Below are 21,535 nucleotides of genomic sequence, written 5' to 3'. Positions count from 1 at the left end.
CCGGGCCGGCGGGGTGCGGCCCGCGTCCCCGTCTTCCGGCGACAAGTGCGAAGATGGCTGGTGGCAGGACAGGGCCTCAGTAAGAGAGCGGCCGATTTAGGAGCCGCCGCCCGGCCGCACCACGGCCGGCCACCGGCGCACATGCATGGAGGACGTGACGTGGCGAACGACGCCAGCACCGTTTTCGACCTGGTGATCCTCGGGGGCGGCAGCGGTGGCTATGCCGCCGCACTGCGAGGCGCTCAGCTTGGTCTTGACGTCGCCCTGATCGAGAAGGACAAGGTGGGCGGCACCTGCCTGCACCGCGGATGCATCCCGACGAAGGCGCTGCTGCACGCCGGGGAGCTCGCCGACCAGGCGCGCGAAGGCGCATCCTTCGGAGTGAACACCACGCTCGACGGCATCGACATGGCCGGCGTGCACAAGTACAAGGACGGCGTGGTCGCCGGCCTGTACAAGGGCCTGCAGGGACTGGTCTCCTCCCGCAAGGTCACCGTCGTGGAGGGCGAGGGCCGGCTGTCCTCGCCGACGTCGGTCGACGTGAACGGGCAGCGGTACACGGGGCGGCACGTGCTGCTCGCCACCGGTTCGTACTCGAAGTCGCTGCCGGGCCTGGAGATCGACGGCGACCGCATCATCGCCTCGGAGCACGCGCTGGTCCTGGACCGGGTCCCGAAGTCGGCGATCGTACTGGGCGGCGGCGTCATCGGCGTGGAGTTCGCCTCCGCGTGGAAGTCCTTCGGCGCCGACGTGACGATCATCGAGGGTCTGAAGCACCTGGTCCCCGCGGAGGACGAGAACAGCTCCAAGCTGCTGGAGCGGGCCTTCCGCAAGCGCGGCATCAAGTTCAACCTGGGCACCTTCTTCGAGAAGGCGGAGTACACCCAGGACGGCGTCAAGGTGACGCTCGCGGACGGCAAGGAGTTCGAGGCCGAGATCCTGCTGGTCGCGGTGGGCCGCGGCCCGGTCTCACAGGGGCTGGGCTACGAGGAGCAGGGCGTGGCCATGGAGCGCGGCTTCGTCCTCACGGACGAGTACAAGCGCACCAACGTGCCCACGATCTCCGCCGTCGGCGACCTGACGCCGGTACTCCAGCTCGCGCACGTCGGCTTCGCCGAGGGGATCCTGATCGCGGAGCGGCTGGCCGGGCTCGACGTGGTGCCGATGGACTACGACGGTGTCCCGCGGGTGACGTACTGCCACCCGGAGGTCGCGTCCGTCGGCCTCACGGAGGCGAAGGCGAAGGAAACCTACGGTGCCGACAAGGTCGTGGCGCTGAAGTACAACCTGGCGGGCAACGGCAAGAGCAAGATCCTCAAGACCTCGGGCGAGATCAAGCTCGTCCAGGTCAAGGACGGCCCCGTGGTCGGCGTGCACATGGTCGGCGACCGCATGGGCGAGCAGGTCGGTGAAGCACAGTTGATCTACAACTGGGAGGCGCTGCCGGCCGAGGTGGCCCAGCTCGTCCACGCCCACCCGACGCAGAACGAAGCGCTCGGTGAAGCCCACCTGGCGCTGGCCGGCAAGCCGCTCCACGCTCACGACTGAGCCCCGGACACGCCCACCCAACCGCAAAGATCGTTAGGAGCAACCGAAACCATGGCGGTTTCCGTAACCCTGCCGGCGCTCGGCGAGAGCGTGACCGAGGGCACCGTCACGCGCTGGCTCAAGGCCGAGGGCGAGCGTGTCGAGGCCGACGAGCCGCTGCTCGAGGTCTCCACCGACAAAGTCGACACCGAGATCCCCTCCCCCGCCGCCGGAGTGCTGTCGTCCATCAAGGTGGCCGAGGACGAGACCGTCGAGATCGGCGCCGAACTGGCCGTGATCGACGACGGCGCCGGGGGCGCCGAGGCGGCGCCCGCACCGGCCGCCGAGCAGGCCCCCGCGCCCGCGCCCGCCGCCGAGCAGGCCCCGCCGCCCGCCCAGGCGCCGGCCGAGGCCCCGCCCGCACCCGCGGCGCCGCAGCAGCCCGCGCCCGCGCAGGCCGCCGGCGGTGCCCAGGGCACCGACGTCACGCTGCCCGAGCTGGGCGAGTCGGTCACCGAAGGCACCGTGACCCGCTGGCTCAAGCAGGTCGGCGAGCAGGTCGAGGCCGACGAGCCGCTGCTGGAGATCTCCACCGACAAGGTCGACACGGAGATCCCCTCCCCGGCTTCCGGCACGCTGCTGGAGATCGTGGTCCAGGAGGACGAGACGGCGGAGGTCGGCGCCAAGCTGGCGGTCATCGGCAGCGGCGCGGCCGCTCCGGCGGCCCCCGCAGAGCCCGCCGCGCCTGCCGCTCCGCAGGAGGCCGCTCCGGCCGCTCCGGCGCAGCCTGCTCCGGCGCAGCAGCCCGCCGCCCCGGCGCCCGCTCCGGCCCCGGCTCCGGCCGCCGCCCCGCCGGCCCCGCCCGCCCCGCCTGCGCAGCCCGCTCCGGCGGCGCAGCCCGCCCCGGCTCCGGCGCCCGCCCCCGCGGCACCCGCCGCCGAGGGCGCCTACGTCACCCCCCTGGTGCGCAAGCTCGCCGCCGAGTCCGGCGTCGACCTGGCCACCGTCAAGGGCTCCGGCGTCGGCGGCCGCATCCGCAAGCAGGACGTCATCGCCGCCGCCGAGCAGGCCGCCCGCGCCGCCGCCTCCGCCGCCCCGGCCGCCGCCCCCGCGGCGCCCGCGGCGGGCCGGCCCGCGGCGCCCGTGCTGGAGGCGTCGCCGCTGCGCGGCCAGACCGTGAAGATGCCGCGCATCCGCAAGCTCATCGGCGACAACATGATGCGCGCCCTGCACGACCAGGCCCAGTTGTCCACCGTGGTCGAGGTGGACGTCACCCGCATCATGCGGATGCGGGCCCGGGCCAAGGACGCCTTCGCCCAGCGCGAGGGCGTGAAGCTCTCGCCGATGCCGTTCTTCGTCAAGGCCGCCGTCCAGGCGCTGAAGGCCCACCCGGTCGTCAACGCCCGTATCAACGAGGACGAGGGCACGATCAGCTACTTCGACACCGAGAACGTCGGTATCGCGGTGGACACGGAGAAGGGCCTGATGACCCCGGTCATCAAGGGCGCGGGCGACCTCAACATCGCCGGCATCGCCAGGAAGACGGCGGAGCTGGCGGACAAGGTCCGCAACAACAAGATCACCCCGGACGAGGTGTCGGGCGCGACCTTCACCATCAGCAACACCGGTTCGCGCGGCGCGCTCTTCGACACGATCATCGTGCCGCCGAACCAGGTCGCCATCCTGGGCCTCGGCGCCACCGTCAAGCGTCCGACGGTCGTCGACCACCCGGACCTGGGCGAGACGATCGCCGTGCGGCACATGACGTATCTGACGCTCTCCTACGACCACCGCCTGGTGGACGGCGCCGACGCCGCCCGCTACCTGAGCACGGTCAAGGGCCTGCTGGAGGCGGGCGAGTTCGAGAGCGAGATCGGCCTGTGAGGCCAGCGGTCCGGTAGCCGTACGCATCGGCCGCGCCCCCGCTCCGAGCAGCAGCCCGGGCGGGGGCGCGGCCGTGTCCCCGGGCGGTCCTCAGCACGTGTCCCGGTACGCCGTCCCCGGCAGGTACGCCTCCCAGTCGGCCCGCGACAGACCGCCGCCCGCGCGGGCGCACACCGCCTGCCGGGCCCGCTCCGGATCCGCGGGGTAGGCGCGCGGCGCGGTGTGCCGGCCGACCGCGTAGACCTCGCTGCCGTCGGGACTGAAGGACACCGCCAGCAGCTCGTCGCCGGCCGTCGGCAGACTGCCGCCCAGCGCCTGGTTCGACGCGGTGTCCCACAGCCGCAGCGCCCCCGAGTGCCCGGCGACCGCCAGGGTGCGGCCGTCGGGCGAGAACGCCAGCGCCGTCGCCGGTTCCGCGGCGCCCGTCTGCACCCCGCGGTACGTACCGGGCAGCACCCCGAGACGGCGGCGGCCCTCGCCGTCCCACAGGGTGACCCGGCCGGAGTCGTCGCCCGCCGCGAGGAAGCGGCCGTCCGGGCTGAACTCCACGGAGCGCACCCCGTCCTGCGCCAGCGGGCGCGGCGTGACCCTGCCCCGGCGCAGCGCGACGAGCTGGTCGTCGCCGGTGGCCAGCAGCCTGCCGTCGGGGTGCAGGGCCAGCGGGTCGCCGCCGGTGTCCCGCAGCCGCCGTACGCGCTCACCGCGCGAGACGTCCCAGACCTCCAGGGACTCCCGGTCGGGTATGCGGGAGACGATCAGCTTGCCGCCGGCCCCGTAGGCCAGGCTGTTCAGCGGGTTGACCCGCGCGGGATCCGGGGTGACGTCCACGGTCCGTACGATCCGGCCCGTCTCCGTGTCCCACACCCGCACCCGCTCCGGCTCGTCGCCCAGCACGCTGGGCAGCGCGTAGGCCAGCCGCCGGCCGTCCGGGCTGAACGCCATCAGCGGAATGCAGAAGTCCGCGACGGGATCCAGCCCTCGCGGCACCCTGCACGGCAGCGGCGGCGGCGTCTGCGGCGTCCGGCCGCCGCGCATGTCGCGCACCTCGAACACGCCGCGGGTCCCCGAGCGGCGGGCGGTGACCAGCTTGCCGCCGTCCGGGCTGAACGCCGCGCCCTCCAGTTGCCGTTCGCGCCAGCCGGCGCCCGCGATGCCGTCCAGCCGTACGGTACGCACCACGTGCCCGGACAGGCCGCTGAGGTACCGCAGCTCCGTGTTGCCCGGCGTCACGCGCAGCTCCGTCGCGTACTCGCTGACCAGGGGGTGGCGCAGCACCGGGGCCGAGGCGTCGGCCGTGCGCCAGACGATCAGCTCGTCCGGGCCCACGGCCGCGACCAGCGAACCGTCCCGGCTGAACTCGATCTCCGACAGCCCTTCGCGCTCCACCTCCAGCCGCTTCCGGCCGGTCGCCACGTCCAGCACCCGGAAACCGGAGTCGTCCATGACGACGATTCCGCGGCTGTCGGGCGTGAACTCCAGCGCCACGGTGCCGGAATCGCAGGCGTCCCGCACCTCCGGGTAGGTGCGCACCAGGCGCTGCCGCCGGCCGGTGCGCCACACCTCCGGCGTGCCGCTGCGCGGACACACCACCACGAACCGGTCATCGGGGCTGACCTGGCTGAACCCGCCGACATCGCCGCCGCCGTCCGGGGAGGAGAAGAGCTTCTTGCGGGTGCGTACGTCGTAGAGCGCGAGGTGCGTGGGGCTGCCGTCGAAGGACCAGGTGTGCGACAGGTACGTCCGCCCGCTGGGCCCGAACCAGCCCGTCGTGCCGGGGATCTCGCCGCGGCCGGGGCGCAGCCGCACGCCGCCCTTCCTGTCGGCGACAGCGAGGGTGCGGCCGTCGGGGGAGAGCTGGAAGTCGGACTCGTCGGCCGGGCGGCCGAGGCCGGGGCGGGCGTCCAGCCGGCGGTGCGTGGCGACGTCCCAGCGCTCGGTGCGGTCCTTGCCGACGCTGGTGACGGTGCGGCCGTCGCCGCTGAGGAAGCGGTACGCGCCCGGCTCGCCGGACTGCGGCAGGGCGAACGAGCCGGACTCGCGCTGGTGCAGCGCGCCGAGCACGGCGCCTCGGGTCTCCGGGGTGTCGGCGAGCCGCCAGGCGGCGACGCTGAGCTGCATGGCCCGTACGGGATCGGTGAACCGCAGGCTCCCGGCGACGGCGGCGGCGCGGCGGGCCTCGGCGCGGCGGTGCTCGGCGTCGGCGGCGCGGTCCTGCTGCCAGGCGAACGACCCGGCGACCAGCGCGAGCACGAGCAGCGCCACCAGCGTCGTGAGCAGTCCCCGGAACCGCCTCCGCTCCCGGCCGCGGGCGGCGGTGCTGGCGGCGAGGAACGCGCTCTCACCGCCCGTCAGTTCCTGCGGCCGGTCGGCGAACAGCTCCTCGGCCTGCGCGAGCCGGCTGCCCCGGTACAGGGCCCCGGGATCGCGGTCCAGCTCCTCCCAGCCGTGCGCGGCCTCGGTGAGCCGCCGCAGGGCGCGCATGCGCTCACGGTCCTCCTCGATCCAGCCGCGTAACCGGGGCCAGGCGGTGAGCAGCGCCTCGTGCGCGAGGTCGACGACGTCGTCGTCGGAGGTCAGCAGCCGGGCCTCGACGAGCCGTTCGAGCACGTGCCCGACCTCGGCCGCGGAGCCGTCGGGCGCTGCGCGGTGGCGGCCGTCGCCGGAGCGTACGGCCTTTTCGTCCGCGGCGTCCCCGGCGCCGGGAGATGCGCCCTCGCCGGCGGCGGTCGCGTCCGCCGCGATCTCCGCCAGCTCGGCCCAGGGCGCCGGGCGGCGGGTGTCCTGGGAGCCCTCTCCCGGGGAGACCAGGCGCAGCAGGGCGCGGCGGGCGACCTGCTGCCGGGGCGGCGTCAGCTCCCCGTAGACCCGTTCCGCCGTCCGCGCGATGGCACCGCGGACGCCTCCCGCCGCCTCGTACGCCTCCTCCGTCAGCGTCCGGCCCCGCCTCCGGTGCCACGTCTCCAGCAGCACGTGCGACATCAGCGGCAGGGCGCCCGGCTCGCCGTCCACGTCCTTGAGAATGCGTGCCGTCAGGGCCCGTTCGACGATCAGGCCCTCCGCCGCCGCGGGCTTGACCACCGCCTCGCGCAGCTCCGCCGGCGCCATGGGGCCGACGAGTAGCTGGGCGTCGCGCAGCGCCTCGGTCAGCGCGCGGTGCTCGGCGCAGTGGCCGTAGAAGTCGGCCCGCACGGCGATGACCACCCGCAGCCGGCGCGCGGGGTCGCGGGCGGCGAGGAGGCGGTCGAGGAAGGCGGTGCGCTCCCCGTGGTCCTGGCAGAGGGTGAAGACCTCTTCGAACTGGTCGACGAGGAGGTAGGTGTCGCCGTCGGCGGCAGCGGCGTCGAGCACGTCCGCGTGGGTACGGGCCGGGTGCTCGCCGGGCGTGAGGATGCGCAGCGCCGCGGGCGGCGGGCAGACGGGCTCCCCCTGCCGCGCGTCCGGTTCCCCGGGCTCGTCCCCCTCTCCGCTCCTCCGTGACCCGCCGGACTGCAGCGCCGGTACGAGCCCCGCGCGCAGCAGCGACGACTTCCCGCTGCCCGACGGGCCGAAGACGGCCGCGAACCGGTGCGCACCGACCAGCTCCACGAGGTCCGCGGTGAGCCGGTCGCGGCCGAAGAAGCGGTCGCGGTCGCCCGGTTCGAAGCGCGCCAGGCCGCGGTACGGCGGCGCCACGTCGCCGTGCGGCAGCGGCTGTTCCGCCTCCTCCGCCGCCGCCTGCCGCCAGCGCCACTCCCACGCGCCCGGATCGCCGCCGCAGCCCTGCGCGTACGCCAGCGCCACCGCCAGCGACGGCAGCCGGTCGCCGGCGGCGGCCTGCGACAGCGCCGTCACCGAATACGGCCCGCGTGCGGCGAGCTGCCGGTAGGTCGGTCCCCCTGCCTCGGCCCGCAGCTTGCGCAGCTCGTACGCGAAGCGCTGGACCGGGCCCGCGGACGGATCCACGGGCTTCTCGCGCCGCCCCATGGGCGGACCCCCTCGCTCCCCCGCTCCCCTGTTCCCCCGGGTCGTCTCCCACGATAAACCGCGCCGTCGACGCCGTACGACGCCCCTCGGAGGATTGTTCGGGACGGCCGGAACGGGGTGCTGAACAACCTTCCCGACCGATTTAATCGACGGGACCGAACAGAATGAAGGGACTTCCCATGAGCACATCGGGGGGAGGCCGCCGCATACGACAGCGCATCGTATGGGGGGCGCTGACGGCCGCCGCGGGCACCGTGGCCGCCGTCGTCGTGGCCGTGCCGCTCGGCGCGGCGGGCGACGACCGACAGGACGGGGATCCGGGGGCGTCGGCGTCCTCGCCGGCGCCCGGCGCGCTGGGGACGCCGGGCGCGGGAGGACCGGGCACCGCACCGCTGCCGACGGGCAGGACCGGTACGGGCAGCGACCCGCTGACGCCGGACGAGGAGAAGCGGGCCGAGGAACTGGCGCTCGCCGGGGACCGGCCGCTGCGTACGGAGAGCGAGGGCGTCCGGGGCCGCGAGGGCGTACCCCAGCTCGTCAACACCGACCTCGCGGACACTTCCGTGAGCGCGGGCGACGACCGGATCGCCGAGGTGTACTTCTACGACTACGCGCGGGACACGCTCGTCCAGAAGAGCGTCAACCTCAGCAGCAACGAGGTCGTCGACACCGTCGAGTCCACCGGCGCCCAGCCACCGCCGGCCGCACCGGAGGCGGAGGCCGCCGCCGACCTGCTGGTGGCCGACCCCGCCGGCGCCGGCCTGCGGCAGGACTACAAGGCCGCGACCGGCAAGGAGCTGACCGGCGCGGGGCAGTTGCAGGTCCAGGGGATGACGTACACGGCGCGGCCGGGCGACTCCGGCGGCCTGGAGCAGTGCGGGGAGCACCGCTGCGTGCGGCTCTTCACCCGGGTCAAGGACGGCCCGTGGATCGACACCCGCGACTTCGTCATCGACCTGAGCGAGCGGAAGGTGCACCATGCGTAACCCCACGACCCACGGGCCGGACGCGCCCGGCGCCGACCGCGGCGCCGGGCCCGGCGCACCCGCCGCCGGCCGGCGCGGACGCGCCTTCCGGCGCCGCCCCGCGACCTGGCGCGGGGGCGCCGTCGCCGCCCTGGTCCTGCTGCTTCCGGCCGCCGGCCCCGGTGCGCTGCCCACCGCCGGCGCCGCGACGCCGCACGCGCCGCAGGCGGCGGCGGACTGCAGCGAGGAGTACCGGATCACGCACAAGCTGCCCAACGGCACCGAGTGGCAGATGTGTTACCGCAACAACGACTACGCGGGCCTGGTCCTGGAGGACATCTCGTACAAGCCGAAGGGCGCCAACAACGCGGTCCCGGTGCTCAACAGCGCCCGTCTGGGCCAGATACACGTGCCGTACGACGACGGCGGCATCGAGTACTACGACGTCACCGAGATCGCCCTCGGCAGCGCGCCCGTACCGCTGGAGGAGAAGGACTGCCCCGGCGGCACCCGCCGTCCCGTCAGCGTCGGCGGCGAGGCGTACGACGCGGTGTGCGTCACCCAGCAGCCGCGCGGCTTCGCCCACTTCGGCAACAGCTACGACGTCGGCGAGGAGGACGGCCGCAACGACAGCGCGCAGGGCGACGACCTGGTCGTCTACGCGATCCACTCGGCGGGGTACTACTACTACATCACCCAGTGGAACTTCTCCGACGACGGCACCATCACCGCCAAGGAGGGCGCCACCGGCAACCTCTCCCCCGGTGACTTCGACGCCTCGGACAAGCAGGGCTGGCCGATCGGCAAGGACGCGCAGGACCGCGCGACCAGCCACCAGCACAACATCTTCTGGCGGCTGGACTTCCAGATACGGACAGCGCCCGCCCGGCCAAGATCCAGCGGTACGACACGAAGGGCACCGGAACCGGCGAGGGGGGCTACCCGGCGCAGGAGACGACCCGCACGAACGTCACCACGGAGACGTCGGGCAACTCCGGCCAGCACCGCTGGTGGCGCGTGAGCGGCACGGCGGGCAAGAACGGCGACGGGCACGCCCGGTCCTGGGAGCTGGTGCACAGCAACAGCGCCCGCTACGCGGGGCGCAAGTTCACCAACAAGGACGTGTGGTTCACGCAGTACAAGAAGTGCGAGAAGTTCCCGAACCACAACCGGCAGTTCGACGAGAACTGCGCGAAGAACATCGTGGCCGCCACCAACGGCGAGCAGCTCAAGCACCCGATCGTCTGGGTGAACGTCGGCTTCCACCACATCGCCCGCGACGAGGACCAGACGCCGATGCCGGTGCACTGGCAGGGCTTCCAGCTCTCGCCGCGCGACGTGACGAGCATGAGCCCGCTGACGCCGGACCGGCTGCGCAAGCCGCAGTACAACGGTGATCCCTTCGACTGAGCGGTGGCGCCACGCGCGCTGACGCGCACCGCGCGGGCACCTCGCCCGGCGCGCACCCGCGGCGTCCCCGTCCGGCCCCGGTCCGGGCGGGGGCGCCGTATTCTCGTCTGCACCCCCTGCGCGTGCGTGTGAGATCCCGAGGAGATGCCGATGCCCCCTTCCGTCGTCCACCCGTCGTTGCGCGAGCAGATCCGCGAGCACATCGTGGAGGGCGTCGTCAGCGGCCGGTGGAAGCCGGGCGAGCGGATCGTGGAGCGGCGGATCGCGGTCGAGCTGGAGGTCAGCCAGACGCCGGTGCGCGAGGCGCTGCGCGAGCTGGAGAGCATGCGGCTGATCGAGTCGGCGCCGAACAAGGGGGTACGGGTCCGGGACCTGACGGCGGCGGACCTGGAGGAGATCTATCCGGTACGGGCCGGTCTCGAACAGATCGCGGCGGAGCTGGCGGCACCGCGGCTGGCCGAGGACGTCTCGGCGCTGGAGCCGCACGTGGCCGCGCTGCGGGAGGCGGACGCGAAGGGCGACGGCGGGGCGCAGGTCAGGCACACGGTGGCGTTCCACCGGGAACTGGTGCGGGCGTCGGGCAACAGCGTGCTGCTGCACACGTGGGAGTCGCTGGGCATCGAGATCTACACGTCGCTGGCGATCCGCTGGCTGGGCACGCGCCAGCAGTCCTACGCGGAGGAGCACGCGGACATCGTGGGCGCCTTCCGCCGCCGCGACCCGGCGATCGCGGAACTGGTAAAGGCCCACGTCCTGGGCTGCGCGCCGGCCTGAACGGGGGCTCCGCCCCCGATCCCCCGCCGGGGCTCCGCCCCGGCCCCCACGCGCTCCACCCGCGCCCCCGACGCAGGGCGCCCTCCCTCCGGGCCGCGCCCGGGGCCCGCACCACCGGGTGCTTCTCCCCTTCTCCGCACCGGTCCAACCCCGAGCCCGACCACGCTCCCGGCGCTGCAGGCCACGGTTCCCGCCTGCCCGCACCGGCCACATCCGCCCCCGCGACCGTGCCGCCGCGGCGCGCCGCCGCCCCCGCCCGGCGCCGTTGGTCCGCCGGGCCTGCGGCAGGCACTGCGTGCATGGAGGGCTGGCACGGCATGCCGACTTTGGGGGTCCGGACTTATTTTGCCGTCCAACCTTTGATCGATCATCGATCGGAGACTTACAGTTCGGTCGAGGAGGTAGTGCCATGCAGAGTCAGCTCGACCAGCTCCCGGACCGCGACCCGCAAGAGACCGCCGAGTGGCGCGAGTCCCTGGACGCCGTGGCTCAGCACGCCGGCCCCGACCGGGCCGCACAGTTGCTGCGCAGCACCGTCGCGCACGCCGGTGACGCCGGTCTGGACGTTCCCGCGCTGCTGGAGACGCCGTACGTCAACACCATCCCCACGGCCGCGGAGCCCGAGCTGCCCGGGGACCCGGAGCTGGAGCGGCGGATCGCCGCGTGGAACCGGTGGAACGCCGCCGCCATGGTGACCCGCGGGTCGCGGTACGGGCTCGGGGGGCACATCGCCACCTTCGCCTCCGCGGCCTGGCTGTACGAGACCGGGTTCAACCACTTCTTCCGCGGCAAGGACGACCCGCACGCCCCCGGCTCCGGCGACCAGCTCTACGTGCAGGGTCACGCCTCCCCCGGCATCTACGCCCGTGCCTTCCTCGACGGCCGGCTCTCCGAGGCGCACCTCGACCGCTTCCGGCAGGAGGCCGGTGCCGCCGAGGGGCTGCCCTCGTATCCGCATCCCCGGCGGCTGCCGTGGCTGTGGGAGTTCCCGACCGTCTCCATGGGCCTCGGCCCGATCTCCGCGATCTACCAGGCCCGGTTCAACCGCTACCTCGCCCACCGCGGCATCAAGGACACCTCCGCCAGCCACGTCTGGGCCTTCCTCGGCGACGGCGAGATGGACGAGCCCGAGTCGACCGCCGCGCTCGCCCTCGCCGCCCGCGAGCAGCTCGACAACCTCACCTTCGTCGTCAACTGCAACCTCCAGCGCCTCGACGGCCCCGTACGCGCCAACTTCAAGGTCGTACAGGAGCTGGAGGCCCAGTTCCGCGGTGCCGGCTGGAACGTGGTCAAGTCGCTGTGGGGCTCCGCCTGGGACGAACTGCTCGCGCTGGACACCACCGGCGCGCTCGTCCGCCGGCTGCGGGCGGTGCCGGACGCGCAGTTCCAGACGTACGCCACGCGCGACGCCGCGTACATCCGCGAGCACTTCTTCGGCGCCGACCCCGCGCTGGCGGAGCTGGCGAAGCTGCTCGGCGACGACAAGATCCTGGAGTGCTTCCACCTCTCCCGCGGGGGTCACGAGCCGCGCAAGGTCTACGCCGCGTACCGCGCCGCCGTCGCGCACGAGGGCGCGCCGACCGTGATCCTGGCGCAGACCGTCAAGGGCCACACCCTCGGCAAGGGCTTCGAGTCACGCAACGCCAACCACCAGATGAAGAAGCTGACCGGCGCCGAGTTCCGCGACATGCGGGACCTGCTGGAGCTGCCCATCCCGGACAGCGCGCTGGCCGGTGACCTGGTGCCGTACGCCCACCCGGGCCCCGACTCCCCCGAGGTGCGCTACCTCCAGGAGCGGCGCGCCGCGCTCGGCGGTCCCGCGCCGGCCCGCCGGGTGCACCCCGTGGCGCTGCCGGAGCCGGCGGCGAAGCCGTTCGACGCGCTCAAGAAGGGCTCGGGCAGCCAGGAGGTCGCGACGACCATGGCGTTCGTGCGCCTGGTCAAGGACCTCATGCGGGAGAAGGAGACCGGCCGGCGCTGGGTGCCGGTGGTGCCCGACGAGGCCCGTACGTTCGGCATGGAGTCGCTCTTCCCGAGCGCCGGGATCTACTCCCCGCACGGCCAGACTTACGACCCCGTCGACCGCGACCAGCTCCTGTACTACAAGGAGGCGGCGAACGGGCAGATCCTCAACGAGGGCATCACCGAGGCCGGTTCGCTGGCGTCGTTCACGGCCGCGGCCACGTCGTACGCGACGCACGGCGAGCCGATGATCCCGTTCTACATCTTCTACTCGATGTTCGGCTTCCAGCGCACCGGCGACCAGTTCTGGGCCCTCGCCGACCAGTTGGGGCGCGGCTTCGTCATCGGTGCCACCGCCGGACGCACGACCATGACCGGCGAGGGCCTGCAGCACGCCGACGGCCACTCCCCGCTGCTGGCCTCCACCAACCCCGCGGCGCTGATCTACGACCCGGCATTCGCGTACGAGGTGGCGGTCATCGTCAAGGACGGGCTGCGCCGCATGTACGGGCAGGCCGCCCCCGGCGAGGACCCGGACGTCTTCTACTACCTGACCGTCTACAACGAGCCGAAGGTCCAGCCGCCCATGCCCGCGGGCGCCGAGGAGGGCATCGTCCGCGGCCTCTACCGCTACCGGACCGCCGCACTCCCCGCCGGGGCCGACGCCGGGGACGCCCCGCGCGCCCAGGTGCTGGCCTCCGGCACCGCCATCCACTGGGCGCTCGACGCCCAGCGACTGCTCGCCGAGGACTGGGGTGTCGCGGCCGACGTCTGGTCCGCCACCTCCTGGAGCGAGCTGCGCCGTGACGCCCTGTCCTGTGACGCGGCGCAGCTTCGCGGCGAGGACCGGGTCCCCTACGTCACCCGTGCTCTGGAAGGCGCACCGGGCCCGGTTCTCGCCGTCAGCGACTGGATGCGGCAGGTGCCCGACCAGATCGCGCAGTGGGTTCCGCAGGAGTACACCTCGCTGGGCACGGACGGCTTCGGCCTCTCCGACACCCGCGAGGCGGCCCGCCGGCACTTCGGGGTGGACGCGCAGTCCATCGCCGTGGCGGTGCTGGACAGGCTGGCGCGGCGCGGCGAGGTGAAGAAGGAGACCGTCACGCAGGCGGCGGCGAAGTACGGGCTGGCCTGAAGCCCCCCCCCGGAACGTACGGGGCCCGGCCCGCGGGCGCGCGGGCCGGGCCCGTACCGGGACGTCCGGCACTCTCCGCTCCCGGGGGCGGGAGCGGAGGCCGCCGCCGGGCCGCGTATCGCCGGCGGGCGGCCGCCGTGGGCTAGTCCGGCTGGTCCGGGAAGCTGCGCAGCTTCAGCAGCGCCGCGACCAGGCCGCCCCAGACGATCACGATCGCGACGACCAGCATGACGATGGCGCTCGCCGACATCAGTTGCCCTCCTTCACCGGTTCCGGGTCCTCCACGGGCTCCGCCTCCGGCGCCCGGCCGGCGATGTCGCCGTGGTGCCGCCACGGGACCAGCGCGGCCAGCACGCCGACCAGCAGCGCACCGGCGGCGACACCCCAGCCGGCCCAGCCGAGGAACGAGCCGGGGTAGCCGCCGTAGTTCTCGTCCAGCTCGGTGCGCAGGCTGTCGACCATCATCCAGCCGAGTACCAGCGGCGTGATGACCCCCAGGCACACCAGCCACACGCGCCCCATCCGCACCGCGGACGTGGCGTTGGCGTCCCGCTGGAGCAGCGGCAGCCGCCGCAGCACCCAGGCCACGACGACGACCGACACGAGGCCGGCGAGCACGATGCCGTACTGGTTGACGAAGTGGTCGGCGGCGTCGAGCAGCGAGAGCCCGCCGTCGTTGGCGAACGCCAGCACGGACACCACGGTGAGCACGCCGCCGACGAGCGCGACGGCCGTCCTGCGGGACAGGCCCGTACGGTCCTCGACCGCCGCGACCTGCACCTGGACGATGCTCACCAGCGAGGTCAGGCCGGCGATCACCAGCGACAGGAAGAACATCACGCCGAAGAAGGCACCCCCCGGCATGCTGGAGATGATCGCCGGGAACGCCACGAACGCCAGCCCGACGCCCGAGGTCGCCAGCTCGCTCACGCCCACGCCCTGCTGCGCCGCCATGAAGCCGAGCACCGAGAACACGCCGATGCCGGCCAGGATCTCGAACGAGCTGTTGGCGAAGCCGGCGACGAGCGCCGAGCCGGACAGGTCCGACTTGCGGCCCAGGTACGAGGCGTACGTGATCATGATGCCGAAGCCGATGGACAGCGAGAAGAAGATCTGGCCGTACGCGGCGACCCACACGCTGCCCTCGCCCAGCGCCCCCCAGTCCGGCTTGAACAGGGCGTCCAGGCCCTCTCCCGCGCCGTCCAGGGTGACCGCGCGGACCACGAGGATGCCGAAGAAGACCAGCAGCGCGGGGATGAAGACGCGGTTGGCCCACTCGATGCCGCGGCGCACGCCCAGCCAGAGGATGACCAGGGTGACCAGCCACACCCCGAGCAGCGGCCACATCACGCCGGGCACGAAGGTGGAGACGGTGCCCGGTTCGCCGGCCTTGAGGAAGTCCTCGGAGAAGAAGGCGTTGGGGTCGTCGCCCCACGACTCGTCGATGGAGAAGCCGACATAGCGGACGGCCCATGCCAGGATCACCGCGTAGTACGCGGAGATCACGAAGCAGATCGCCACCTGCCACCAGCCGATGGCCTCGGCGGGGCGGGAGAGCTGCCGGTAGGCGCCGGGCGGGGAGGAGCGGTAGCGGCGGCCGATGACGTATTCCATGATCAGCAGCGGGAGTCCCGCCGTCAGCAGCGCCACGAGATACGGCAGGAGGAAGGCGCCGCCGCCGTTGTCGTAGGCAACGTAGGGAAAGCGCCAGATGTTGCCGAGGCCGACCGCGGATCCGATCGCGGCGAAGAGGAAGCCTGCCCGGGTTCCCCAACGCTCACGAGGCTCGTTGGACATACAAAACTCTCTTAATTCTTTAGTGCGGTACCAGAAGACGCTACCAAGCCGCTGCAAGATGGCTGTCATGCGCGCCGCCCGCCTCATCCACCTCGTGCTGCTGCTCCAGTCCCGCCCCTCCCTGACCGCCGCCGAACTGGCGGAGCGTCTCGAGGTCTCCGAGCGGACCGTCTCCCGGGACGTGCAGGCGCTCGCGGAGGCGGGGGTGCCGGTCTACGCCGACCGCGGGCGGACCGGCGGCTACCGGCTCGTCGGCGGCTACCGCACCCGGCTCACCGGGCTGGGGCGGACCGAGGCCGAGGCGCTGTTCCTCTCCGGGGTGCCGGGCGCGCTGCGGGACATGGGGCTGGCGGACGCGGCGTCCGCGGCGCGGCTGAAGGTGTCGGCGGCCCTGCTGCCGGAGCTGCGCGGCGCCCCGGACACCGCGGCGCAGCGGTTCCACCTCGACGCACCGGGGTGGTGGCGGGAGCCGGACGCGCCGGAGCTGCTGCCGGCGGTGGCGGAGGCGGTGTGGGGGGACCGGCGGCTGGCGGTGACCTACCGGCGGCGGCCGGAGGCGGCGGCGGTGGAGCGTGAGGTGGAGCCGTACGGGCTGGTACTGAAGGCGGGGGTCTGGTATCTGGTGGCCCGGGTGCCGGAGGCGGGCGGCGCGTACCGGGTCTACCGCGTGGAGCGCTTCGAGCGGGCGGAGACCCCGGCCGCGGGGGCCGGGAGCGCCGAGGGAACCGACGGTGCCGAGGGAGCCGAGAGGGCGGGCTTCGAGCGGGACGAGGAGTTCGACCTGCCCGGTTTCTGGGCGGAGCGGGCGGCGGCGTTCGCGCGGTCGATCCTGCGGGACGAGGTGACGCTGCGGCTCTCCCCCGACGGCCTGCGGCGGCTGCCGTTCGTCACGGACCGGCTCGCCGCCGAGGACGCCGTGGCCGCCGCCGGGGAGCCGGACGAGGAGGGCTGGACGGCGGTCCGGCTGCGGGTGGAGTCCGCGGACGTCGCGTACACCCAGCTCCTCTCCCTCGGTCCGGACGCCGAGCTGCTCGGGCCGCCGGAACTGCGCGCGCGGTTCGCGGAGGCGGCGGCCCGCACGGCCGCGCTCTACGGGCGCAGCCGGTAGCCCTCCGGGTCACCGGGATCCTCGCCGGCCATGACCCGCTGGAAGTACGGCCAGCTGTCCGCCACGGTGCCGTCCGTGTCCGTGAACCCGTACTCCTTGGCGACCTGCCCGCTGTACAGGGACGCCCCGTTCCACCGCGCCTTGTCCGGGTCCGCGGCCAGCGCCGCCACCGCGCGGCCGACGAGGACCGGGCTCTCGGAGAGCGCGAAGTGCTTCTCCTTGGCGACCGCGTCGCGCCAGTTCTCCTCGGTCACCCCGAAGTGGTCGAGCATCTGTTCGGAGCGCAGGAAGCCCGGGGTGAGGGAGAGCGCGGTGGCGCCGGCGTCCTTCAGCTCGTGGCTGAGGGCGAAGGCCATCCGGATCGGGGCGTTCTTGGTCAGGTCGTAGAAGAACATCTCGCGGTACGGCTTGTTGGCCTCCGCCGTGCCGTCGGTGATCTCGACCAGCAGCCCGCCGCCGGTGCGCAGCAGCAGCGGCAGCGCGCAGTGGCTGGTGATGAGGTGGGTCTTGACGCCGAGTTCCATCATCCGCAGGCCGCGGTCGAGGTCGTACTCCCACATCTTCTTGCCGAACTCGACGAGGTGTTCCCCGCCCCAGACGTCGTTCACCAGCACGTCGAGCCGGCCGTGGTCGCGGTCGATCCGGGCGACCAGATCGCGCACCTGATCGGTTTCGAGGTGGTCGACGCGGACCGCGACGCCCTCGCCGCCGGCCGCGGTGACCAGCTCCGCGGTCTCCTCGATGGTCTCGGTGGTGCGGCCGACCTCGCTGACCTGCTGCCGGGTGGTACGGCCCGTGGCGTACACGGTGGCACCCAGGGCGCCCACCTGCACCGCGATCGCCCGGCCCGCGCCCCGCGTGGCGCCCGCGACCAGGGCGACCTTCCCGCGCAGCGGCTTGTCGGCGGTGTGCGGGACGGGCTTGTCTCGGTTCTGATCTTCGCTCATGCGCACACCGTGACAGCGAATCCGGACATCTTCTGTCTGGTTTTCCGGCGGGTTGCGGAAAGAGGGCTCCCGGGGACCCCGGTCCCGCCGCTCCGCGTGCGTGAGCGCGGCGGAGGACAGATCCTGGATCCGTGATGGAGGAGTCGGAGTTCTGGGAGCTGATCGACGGCACCCGCGAGGCCGCCGAGGGCGACCCCGCGGTCCAGGCCGATCTGCTCGTCGAGCGGCTGACCGGGCTGGACCCGGACGCCGTGACCGACTTCGCCTGTCACGTCGAGTCGCGGATGAACCGCGCCTACCGCATGGACCTGTGGGGAGCGGCGTGGGTGCTGCTCGACGGGGTCAGCGACGACGCCTTCGACTCCTTCCGCGGCTGGCTCGTCGGGCAGGGCCGGACGGTCTTCGAGGGGGCGCTGCACGAGCCGGACGACCTCGCCGACCTGCTGGAGGACTTCGACGAGGAGACGGACGGCGAGGGCGAGGACCTGGCCTACGCGGCGGACGAGGCGTACGAACGGCTGACGGGGCTGAAGCTGCCGGAGCTGGGGCTGCCCGAGGGGCCCGCGGAGCCGGTGGGCGAGCCGATCGACTTCGAGGACGAACGGGCGCTGGCCCGTCGGTACCCGAAGCTGTGGGCGCTCTACCGGGAGGACTGAAGGGCGCGGGTCCGGGCCGAGGGCCACAGGGGGGCGCGCGTCAGGGAAGCGTGCGCCCCATCAGCACGTCGTCCACGTACGCGCCGTCCAGCAGGAACTCCTCCGGAAGCACCCCCTCCACCACGAACCCCTCCGACTCGTACAGCCGCCGCGCGGGTGTGTTGTGCCCCAGCACCCGCAGGGTCAGCCGCCGCGCCCCGGCGGCGCGCGCGTGCTCCGCGCCCGCCCGCAGCAGCGTCCGCGCGACGCCGGTGCCGCGGGCCTCGGGGGCGACGACGAGGCCCTGGATCTGGCGCACGTGGTCGTTGACCGCCAGCGACGTCGGGGGGACGACGCAGATGTAGCCGACGATGCGGGCGGGGCGGGAGGGTGCCTCTCCGGGCAGTTCGGCGACGAGGTAGTCGTCGGGCGGGTGGCGCTCGTCGAAGAAGGGGGCGTCTGCGGCGGGCCGCGCGGTCACCGCGTGCAGCCGCGACCAGGTGGTGACGTCGAGGTTGCGCAGCAGATCCCCGTCTGCGGCTCGCGCGGGCCGTACGCGCAGCTCGCCACCGCCGCCCGCCTCGCCGCCGTGCACGTCAGTCATGCGCTCACTGTGGCACGAGCTGCCGGGGTGGGGCACTTGAGGGCAGGATGGTCACATGCGCATCGCGGTCTCCGGCTCCTCCGGACTCATCGGCTCCGCCCTCGTCCGCTCGCTGCGGACCGACCGGCACGACGTCCTGCGGCTGGTACGGCGGGAGGCGAGCGCGCCGGACGAGGTCCGGTGGGATCCGCAGCAGGGGTACGTCGACGCGGCGCGGCTCGACGGCTGCGACGCCGTCGTGCACCTCGCCGGGGCCGGCATCGCCGACCGGCGCTGGACAAAGAAGTACAAGCGGGTGCTGCGCGACAGCCGGGTCCTCGGCACCGCGGCCGTCGCCGACGCCGTCGCCTCCCTCGACCGGCCGCCGTCCGTCCTTGTCAGCGGCAGCGCGATCGGCTACTACGGCGACACCGGCGACCGCCGCGTCGACGAGACCGCGCCGCCGGGCCGGGGCTTCCTCGCCGGCCTGTGCGAGGAGTGGGAGGCGGCGACGGGCGCGGCGGAGGAGACCGGTATCCGCACCGTCCACGCCCGTACGGGCCTGGTGGTCTCCCGCAAGGGCGGGGCGTGGGGACGGCTGTTCCCGATCTTCCGGGCGGGGCTGGGCGGACGGCTCGGCAACGGGCGGCAGTACTGGAGCTTCATCTCCCTGCACGACCACGTCGCCGCGCTGCGCCATCTCGTCGACACGGAGACGCTCGCCGGGCCGGTGAATCTCACGGGCCCGGAGCCGCTGACGAACCGCGAGGTCACGGCGGCGATGGGGCGGGTGCTGCACCGGCCGACGCCGTTCCCGGTGCCGGCGGCGGCGCTGCGGATGGCGCTGGGCGGGTTCGCGGAGGACGTGATCGGCAGCCAGCGGGTGGTGCCGCGCAAGCTGCTCGACTCGGGGTTCACGTTCGCCTTCCCGGGGATCGAGGAGGCGCTGCGGGCGGCGCTGCGGGAGTGAGGGCCCCGGGGGGCGCGGCGAGAGCGGGGGCCGGAGTGAGGGGGTGACGGCCCGGCAGGGCCTCGCGGGCTGATCCGGGGGGCGGCGGGGGCGGTGTCGCGACTCGTTGCGCCGGGTGTGCGTCCGTGCCCTTGTGGTGCGCACCTGGCCGGCGCCACCATCCGCCCTATCGTCGTCGGGACGCGTCCACGCCGGAACGCGGATACGGCCATGCCCAGTTGGGCATCAAACAGGCGTCCAGAGGCATTCGAGAACACTCGGTCGCGGACGCACAACCCCCGGGAGGCTCCCGTGCCCCATGCCGCAGGAAGCACGGACCCCGTCGACGTCGTCGTCGTAGGCGCCGGACTCGCCGGTCTCTCCGCGGCCCAGCACCTGGTCAAAGCGGGCCTCGACGTGACCGTGCTGGAGGCGGACGAGCAGGTCGGCGGGCGGATGACCACCGACCACGTCGACGGTTTCCGGCTGGATCGCTCGTGGCAGTTGCTCAACACCTCGTACCCGGAACTGCGCCGGCTGCCGGGGCTCGCGGAGGTGCCGCTGTGCCCGCTCGACGGGGACGTGGTCGTGTGCGCGGGCGGGCGGCGGCAGCGTATCGGCGGGTCGAGGGGCACGGGGGGCGCGTTCACGACGGCGAGCGCTCTGGCTAGCGCCGCGCGTGCGCCCCTCGGGGCCGTCATCCACCAGGCGTGGCTCTCCGGGGCACTGGCCCGGCTGGCCACCGTACCCACGGCGCGGCTGCTCGCCCGGCCGGAGCGCAGGGCCGCGGACGCGCTGGCGGCGCACGGGCTGCCGCCGCGGATCGCGGCGGGGCTCCTGCGGCCGCTGCTGGTGGCGCTGCTCAACGACCCGGCGCTGACCACGTCGAGCCGCTCGGCGGACCTGGCGCTGCGGGCCTTCGCACGCGGGCGGCTGTGCCTGCCGGCGGGCGGGGCAGCGACGGTGCCACTGCGGCTGGCCGCGGGGCTGCCGCGCGGGACGGTACGGACGGGGGTGCGAGCGGTGTCGGTGTCGACGACCGCGGTGCGGACGGCGGGCCACGGGGTGCTGCGGTGCCGGTCGGTGCTGGTGGCCACGGGCGCGCGGGCGGCGGCGGGGCTGCTGCCGGGGCTGCGGCTGCCGGCGTTCCACCCGGTGACGGTGCTGCACCACAGCGCCCCGGCGGAGTCGGTACCGGGCGGGGCTGCGACCGTATACGACGCGGCTGCGGCGGATCAGGCGGAGCGGGATACCGCGAGCGGGGAGGGCGTTGCGGACCGTGACGGCACGGTGCGGCCCGGCGGGGTGCGGAGGGACGCGGTGCGGGGCGGTGCGGCCCCGGGCGGCGGACGGGCGGCGGCGCTGCTGCTGGACGCGGAGGGGGCGCGGGGGCCGGTGTCGCACACGGCGGTGGTCAGCGGCGCGGACACGTCACGCGCGCCGCGGGGGCGGGCGCTGGTCAGCTCGGTGGTGCTGGGCGAGCACGCGGTGCGGCCGGCGCGGGTGCTGGACAAGTCGGCGCGGCGGCAGTTGAGCGAGCTGTACGGGACGTCGGCGTTCGACTGGGAGCTGGTGGGAGCGCACCACGACCCGGAGGCGATACCGGCGATGCCGGTGCCGCACGACGTGCACCGTCCGGTACGGGTGCTGTGCGGGCTGTACGTATGCGGCGACCACCGCGACACGAGCACCCCGCAGGGCGCCCTGTACTCCGGCCGCCGCGCGGCCCGGGCCCTCCTGCGCGACTTCGGCCTCACCCCGGCCGCGGACACGGCGGCGGTCCCGGCGGTGGCCTAGCAGGAACGGTTCTCCCCCGGGAGCAGTGCTCCGTGAAGAGAGCGCTGCTCCCGGGGTACCGCCCTGCTTCAGGCCGAGAGCACCGCTGCGTACCGAGAG

14 protein-coding genes and 1 pseudogene are annotated in these 21,535 nt (G+C 73.9%); 10 read left to right on the top strand and 5 right to left on the bottom strand.

Going from position 1 to position 21,535, the window contains the following annotated elements; all coding sequences use genetic code 11:
• Positions 1-159: 159 nt before the first annotated feature.
• Both lpdA and sucB read left to right on the top strand, forming a co-directional pair.
• A complete protein-coding gene (gene lpdA, locus I003_RS0107560; protein ID WP_027770966.1) occupies positions 160-1,548 on the top strand; it encodes a dihydrolipoyl dehydrogenase in 1,389 nt (462 codons plus the stop codon).
• 51 nt (positions 1,549-1,599) lie between these two features.
• A complete protein-coding gene (gene sucB, locus I003_RS0107555) occupies positions 1,600-3,411 on the top strand; it encodes a 2-oxoglutarate dehydrogenase, E2 component, dihydrolipoamide succinyltransferase (RefSeq protein ID WP_027770965.1) in 1,812 nt (603 codons plus the stop codon).
• A 90-nt stretch (positions 3,412-3,501) separates the two neighbouring features.
• Here sucB and I003_RS0107550 read toward each other — a convergent pair whose 3' ends face one another.
• On the bottom strand, positions 3,502-7,374 hold the full coding sequence (locus I003_RS0107550; RefSeq protein WP_027770964.1) for an nSTAND1 domain-containing NTPase: 3,873 nt from the start codon (positions 7,372-7,374) through the stop codon (positions 3,502-3,504).
• Positions 7,375-7,553: 179 nt separating this feature from the next.
• On the opposite strand from I003_RS0107550, the gene I003_RS0107545 reads away from it, so the two are divergent.
• The 4 genes and pseudogenes from I003_RS0107545 to aceE all read left to right on the top strand — a co-directional run bounded on the left by I003_RS0107545 (position 7,554) and on the right by aceE (position 13,620).
• The gene (locus tag I003_RS0107545; protein ID WP_486584130.1) at positions 7,554-8,360 is read left to right on the top strand and encodes a hypothetical protein; all 807 of its coding nucleotides are present in this window, start codon (positions 7,554-7,556) and stop codon (positions 8,358-8,360) included.
• Positions 8,353-9,749 (top strand): annotated as a pseudogene (locus tag I003_RS31695) (copper amine oxidase). The gene I003_RS0107545 and the pseudogene I003_RS31695 overlap by 8 nt, the downstream one beginning before the upstream one ends.
• Positions 9,750-9,899: 150 nt before the next feature.
• Positions 9,900-10,523, top strand: coding sequence for a GntR family transcriptional regulator (locus I003_RS0107535; RefSeq protein ID WP_027770962.1), 624 nt, complete (start codon positions 9,900-9,902; stop codon positions 10,521-10,523).
• Positions 10,524-10,932: 409 nt separating this feature from the next.
• Positions 10,933-13,620 (top strand): pyruvate dehydrogenase (acetyl-transferring), homodimeric type, encoded by a 2,688-nt coding sequence (gene aceE, locus I003_RS0107530; RefSeq protein WP_027770961.1) that lies wholly within the window; start codon positions 10,933-10,935, stop codon positions 13,618-13,620.
• A 142-nt stretch (positions 13,621-13,762) separates the two neighbouring features.
• On the opposite strand, the gene I003_RS34575 is transcribed toward aceE, so the two are convergent.
• Complete coding sequence (locus I003_RS34575) at positions 13,763-13,870, bottom strand: methionine/alanine import family NSS transporter small subunit (RefSeq protein ID WP_078563802.1); 108 nt, start codon at positions 13,868-13,870, stop codon at positions 13,763-13,765.
• A complete protein-coding gene (locus I003_RS0107520) occupies positions 13,870-15,417 on the bottom strand; it encodes a sodium-dependent transporter (protein ID WP_027770960.1) in 1,548 nt (515 codons plus the stop codon). Before I003_RS0107520 ends, I003_RS34575 begins: the two co-directional genes overlap by 1 nt.
• Before the next feature lie 67 nt (positions 15,418-15,484).
• On the opposite strand from I003_RS0107520, the gene I003_RS0107515 reads away from it, so the two are divergent.
• The gene (locus tag I003_RS0107515; RefSeq protein WP_027770959.1) at positions 15,485-16,525 is read left to right on the top strand and encodes a WYL domain-containing protein; all 1,041 of its coding nucleotides are present in this window, start codon (positions 15,485-15,487) and stop codon (positions 16,523-16,525) included.
• Here the strand turns inward: I003_RS0107515 and I003_RS0107510 are convergent.
• Positions 16,507-17,472 carry an SDR family oxidoreductase gene (locus I003_RS0107510; protein ID WP_027770958.1) on the bottom strand — a complete coding sequence of 322 codons (966 nt, stop codon included), beginning with the start codon at positions 17,470-17,472 and terminating at the stop codon, positions 16,507-16,509. The two genes, I003_RS0107515 and I003_RS0107510, sit on opposite strands and share 19 nt — an antisense overlap.
• A 134-nt stretch (positions 17,473-17,606) precedes the next feature.
• Between I003_RS0107510 and I003_RS0107505 the strand changes: the two genes are divergently transcribed.
• Positions 17,607-18,128 (top strand): DUF4240 domain-containing protein, encoded by a 522-nt coding sequence (locus I003_RS0107505; protein WP_027770957.1) that lies wholly within the window; start codon positions 17,607-17,609, stop codon positions 18,126-18,128.
• A 40-nt stretch (positions 18,129-18,168) separates the two neighbouring features.
• On the opposite strand, the gene I003_RS0107500 is transcribed toward I003_RS0107505, so the two are convergent.
• On the bottom strand, positions 18,169-18,711 hold the full coding sequence (locus I003_RS0107500) for a GNAT family N-acetyltransferase (RefSeq protein ID WP_037720328.1): 543 nt from the start codon (positions 18,709-18,711) through the stop codon (positions 18,169-18,171).
• Positions 18,712-18,766: 55 nt separating this feature from the next.
• On the opposite strand from I003_RS0107500, the gene I003_RS0107495 reads away from it, so the two are divergent.
• Entirely contained in the window at positions 18,767-19,660 is an 894-nt protein-coding gene (locus I003_RS0107495; protein WP_027770955.1) for a TIGR01777 family oxidoreductase, read from the top strand.
• Between the two features lie 291 nt (positions 19,661-19,951).
• Positions 19,952-21,436 carry an FAD-dependent oxidoreductase gene (locus I003_RS0107490; RefSeq protein ID WP_027770954.1) on the top strand — a complete coding sequence of 495 codons (1,485 nt, stop codon included), beginning with the start codon at positions 19,952-19,954 and terminating at the stop codon, positions 21,434-21,436.
• Positions 21,437-21,535: the final 99 nt, after the last annotated feature.

It is taken from the genome of Streptomyces sp. CNQ329 (genome assembly GCF_000482585.1).
The sequence above is the reverse complement of the archived record's forward strand: the minus strand, read 5'-3'. Positions and strand labels throughout refer to the sequence as shown.

Coding starts and splice junctions, on each gene's coding strand:
- sucB (WP_027770965.1), top strand. CDS start 1,600: ATGGCGGTTTCCGTAACCCTGCCGGCGCTCGGCGAGAGCGTGACCGAG.
- I003_RS0107550 (WP_027770964.1), bottom strand. CDS start 7,374: ATGGGGCGGCGCGAGAAGCCCGTGGATCCGTCCGCGGGCCCGGTCCAG.
- I003_RS0107545 (WP_486584130.1), top strand. CDS start 7,554: ATGAGCACATCGGGGGGAGGCCGCCGCATACGACAGCGCATCGTATGG.
- I003_RS0107535 (WP_027770962.1), top strand. CDS start 9,900: ATGCCCCCTTCCGTCGTCCACCCGTCGTTGCGCGAGCAGATCCGCGAG.
- aceE (WP_027770961.1), top strand. CDS start 10,933: ATGCAGAGTCAGCTCGACCAGCTCCCGGACCGCGACCCGCAAGAGACC.
- I003_RS34575 (WP_078563802.1), bottom strand. CDS start 13,870: ATGTCGGCGAGCGCCATCGTCATGCTGGTCGTCGCGATCGTGATCGTC.
- I003_RS0107520 (WP_027770960.1), bottom strand. CDS start 15,417: ATGTCCAACGAGCCTCGTGAGCGTTGGGGAACCCGGGCAGGCTTCCTC.
- I003_RS0107515 (WP_027770959.1), top strand. CDS start 15,485: ATGCGCGCCGCCCGCCTCATCCACCTCGTGCTGCTGCTCCAGTCCCGC.
- I003_RS0107510 (WP_027770958.1), bottom strand. CDS start 17,472: ATGAGCGAAGATCAGAACCGAGACAAGCCCGTCCCGCACACCGCCGAC.
- I003_RS0107505 (WP_027770957.1), top strand. CDS start 17,607: ATGGAGGAGTCGGAGTTCTGGGAGCTGATCGACGGCACCCGCGAGGCC.
- I003_RS0107500 (WP_037720328.1), bottom strand. CDS start 18,711: ATGACTGACGTGCACGGCGGCGAGGCGGGCGGCGGTGGCGAGCTGCGC.
- I003_RS0107495 (WP_027770955.1), top strand. CDS start 18,767: ATGCGCATCGCGGTCTCCGGCTCCTCCGGACTCATCGGCTCCGCCCTC.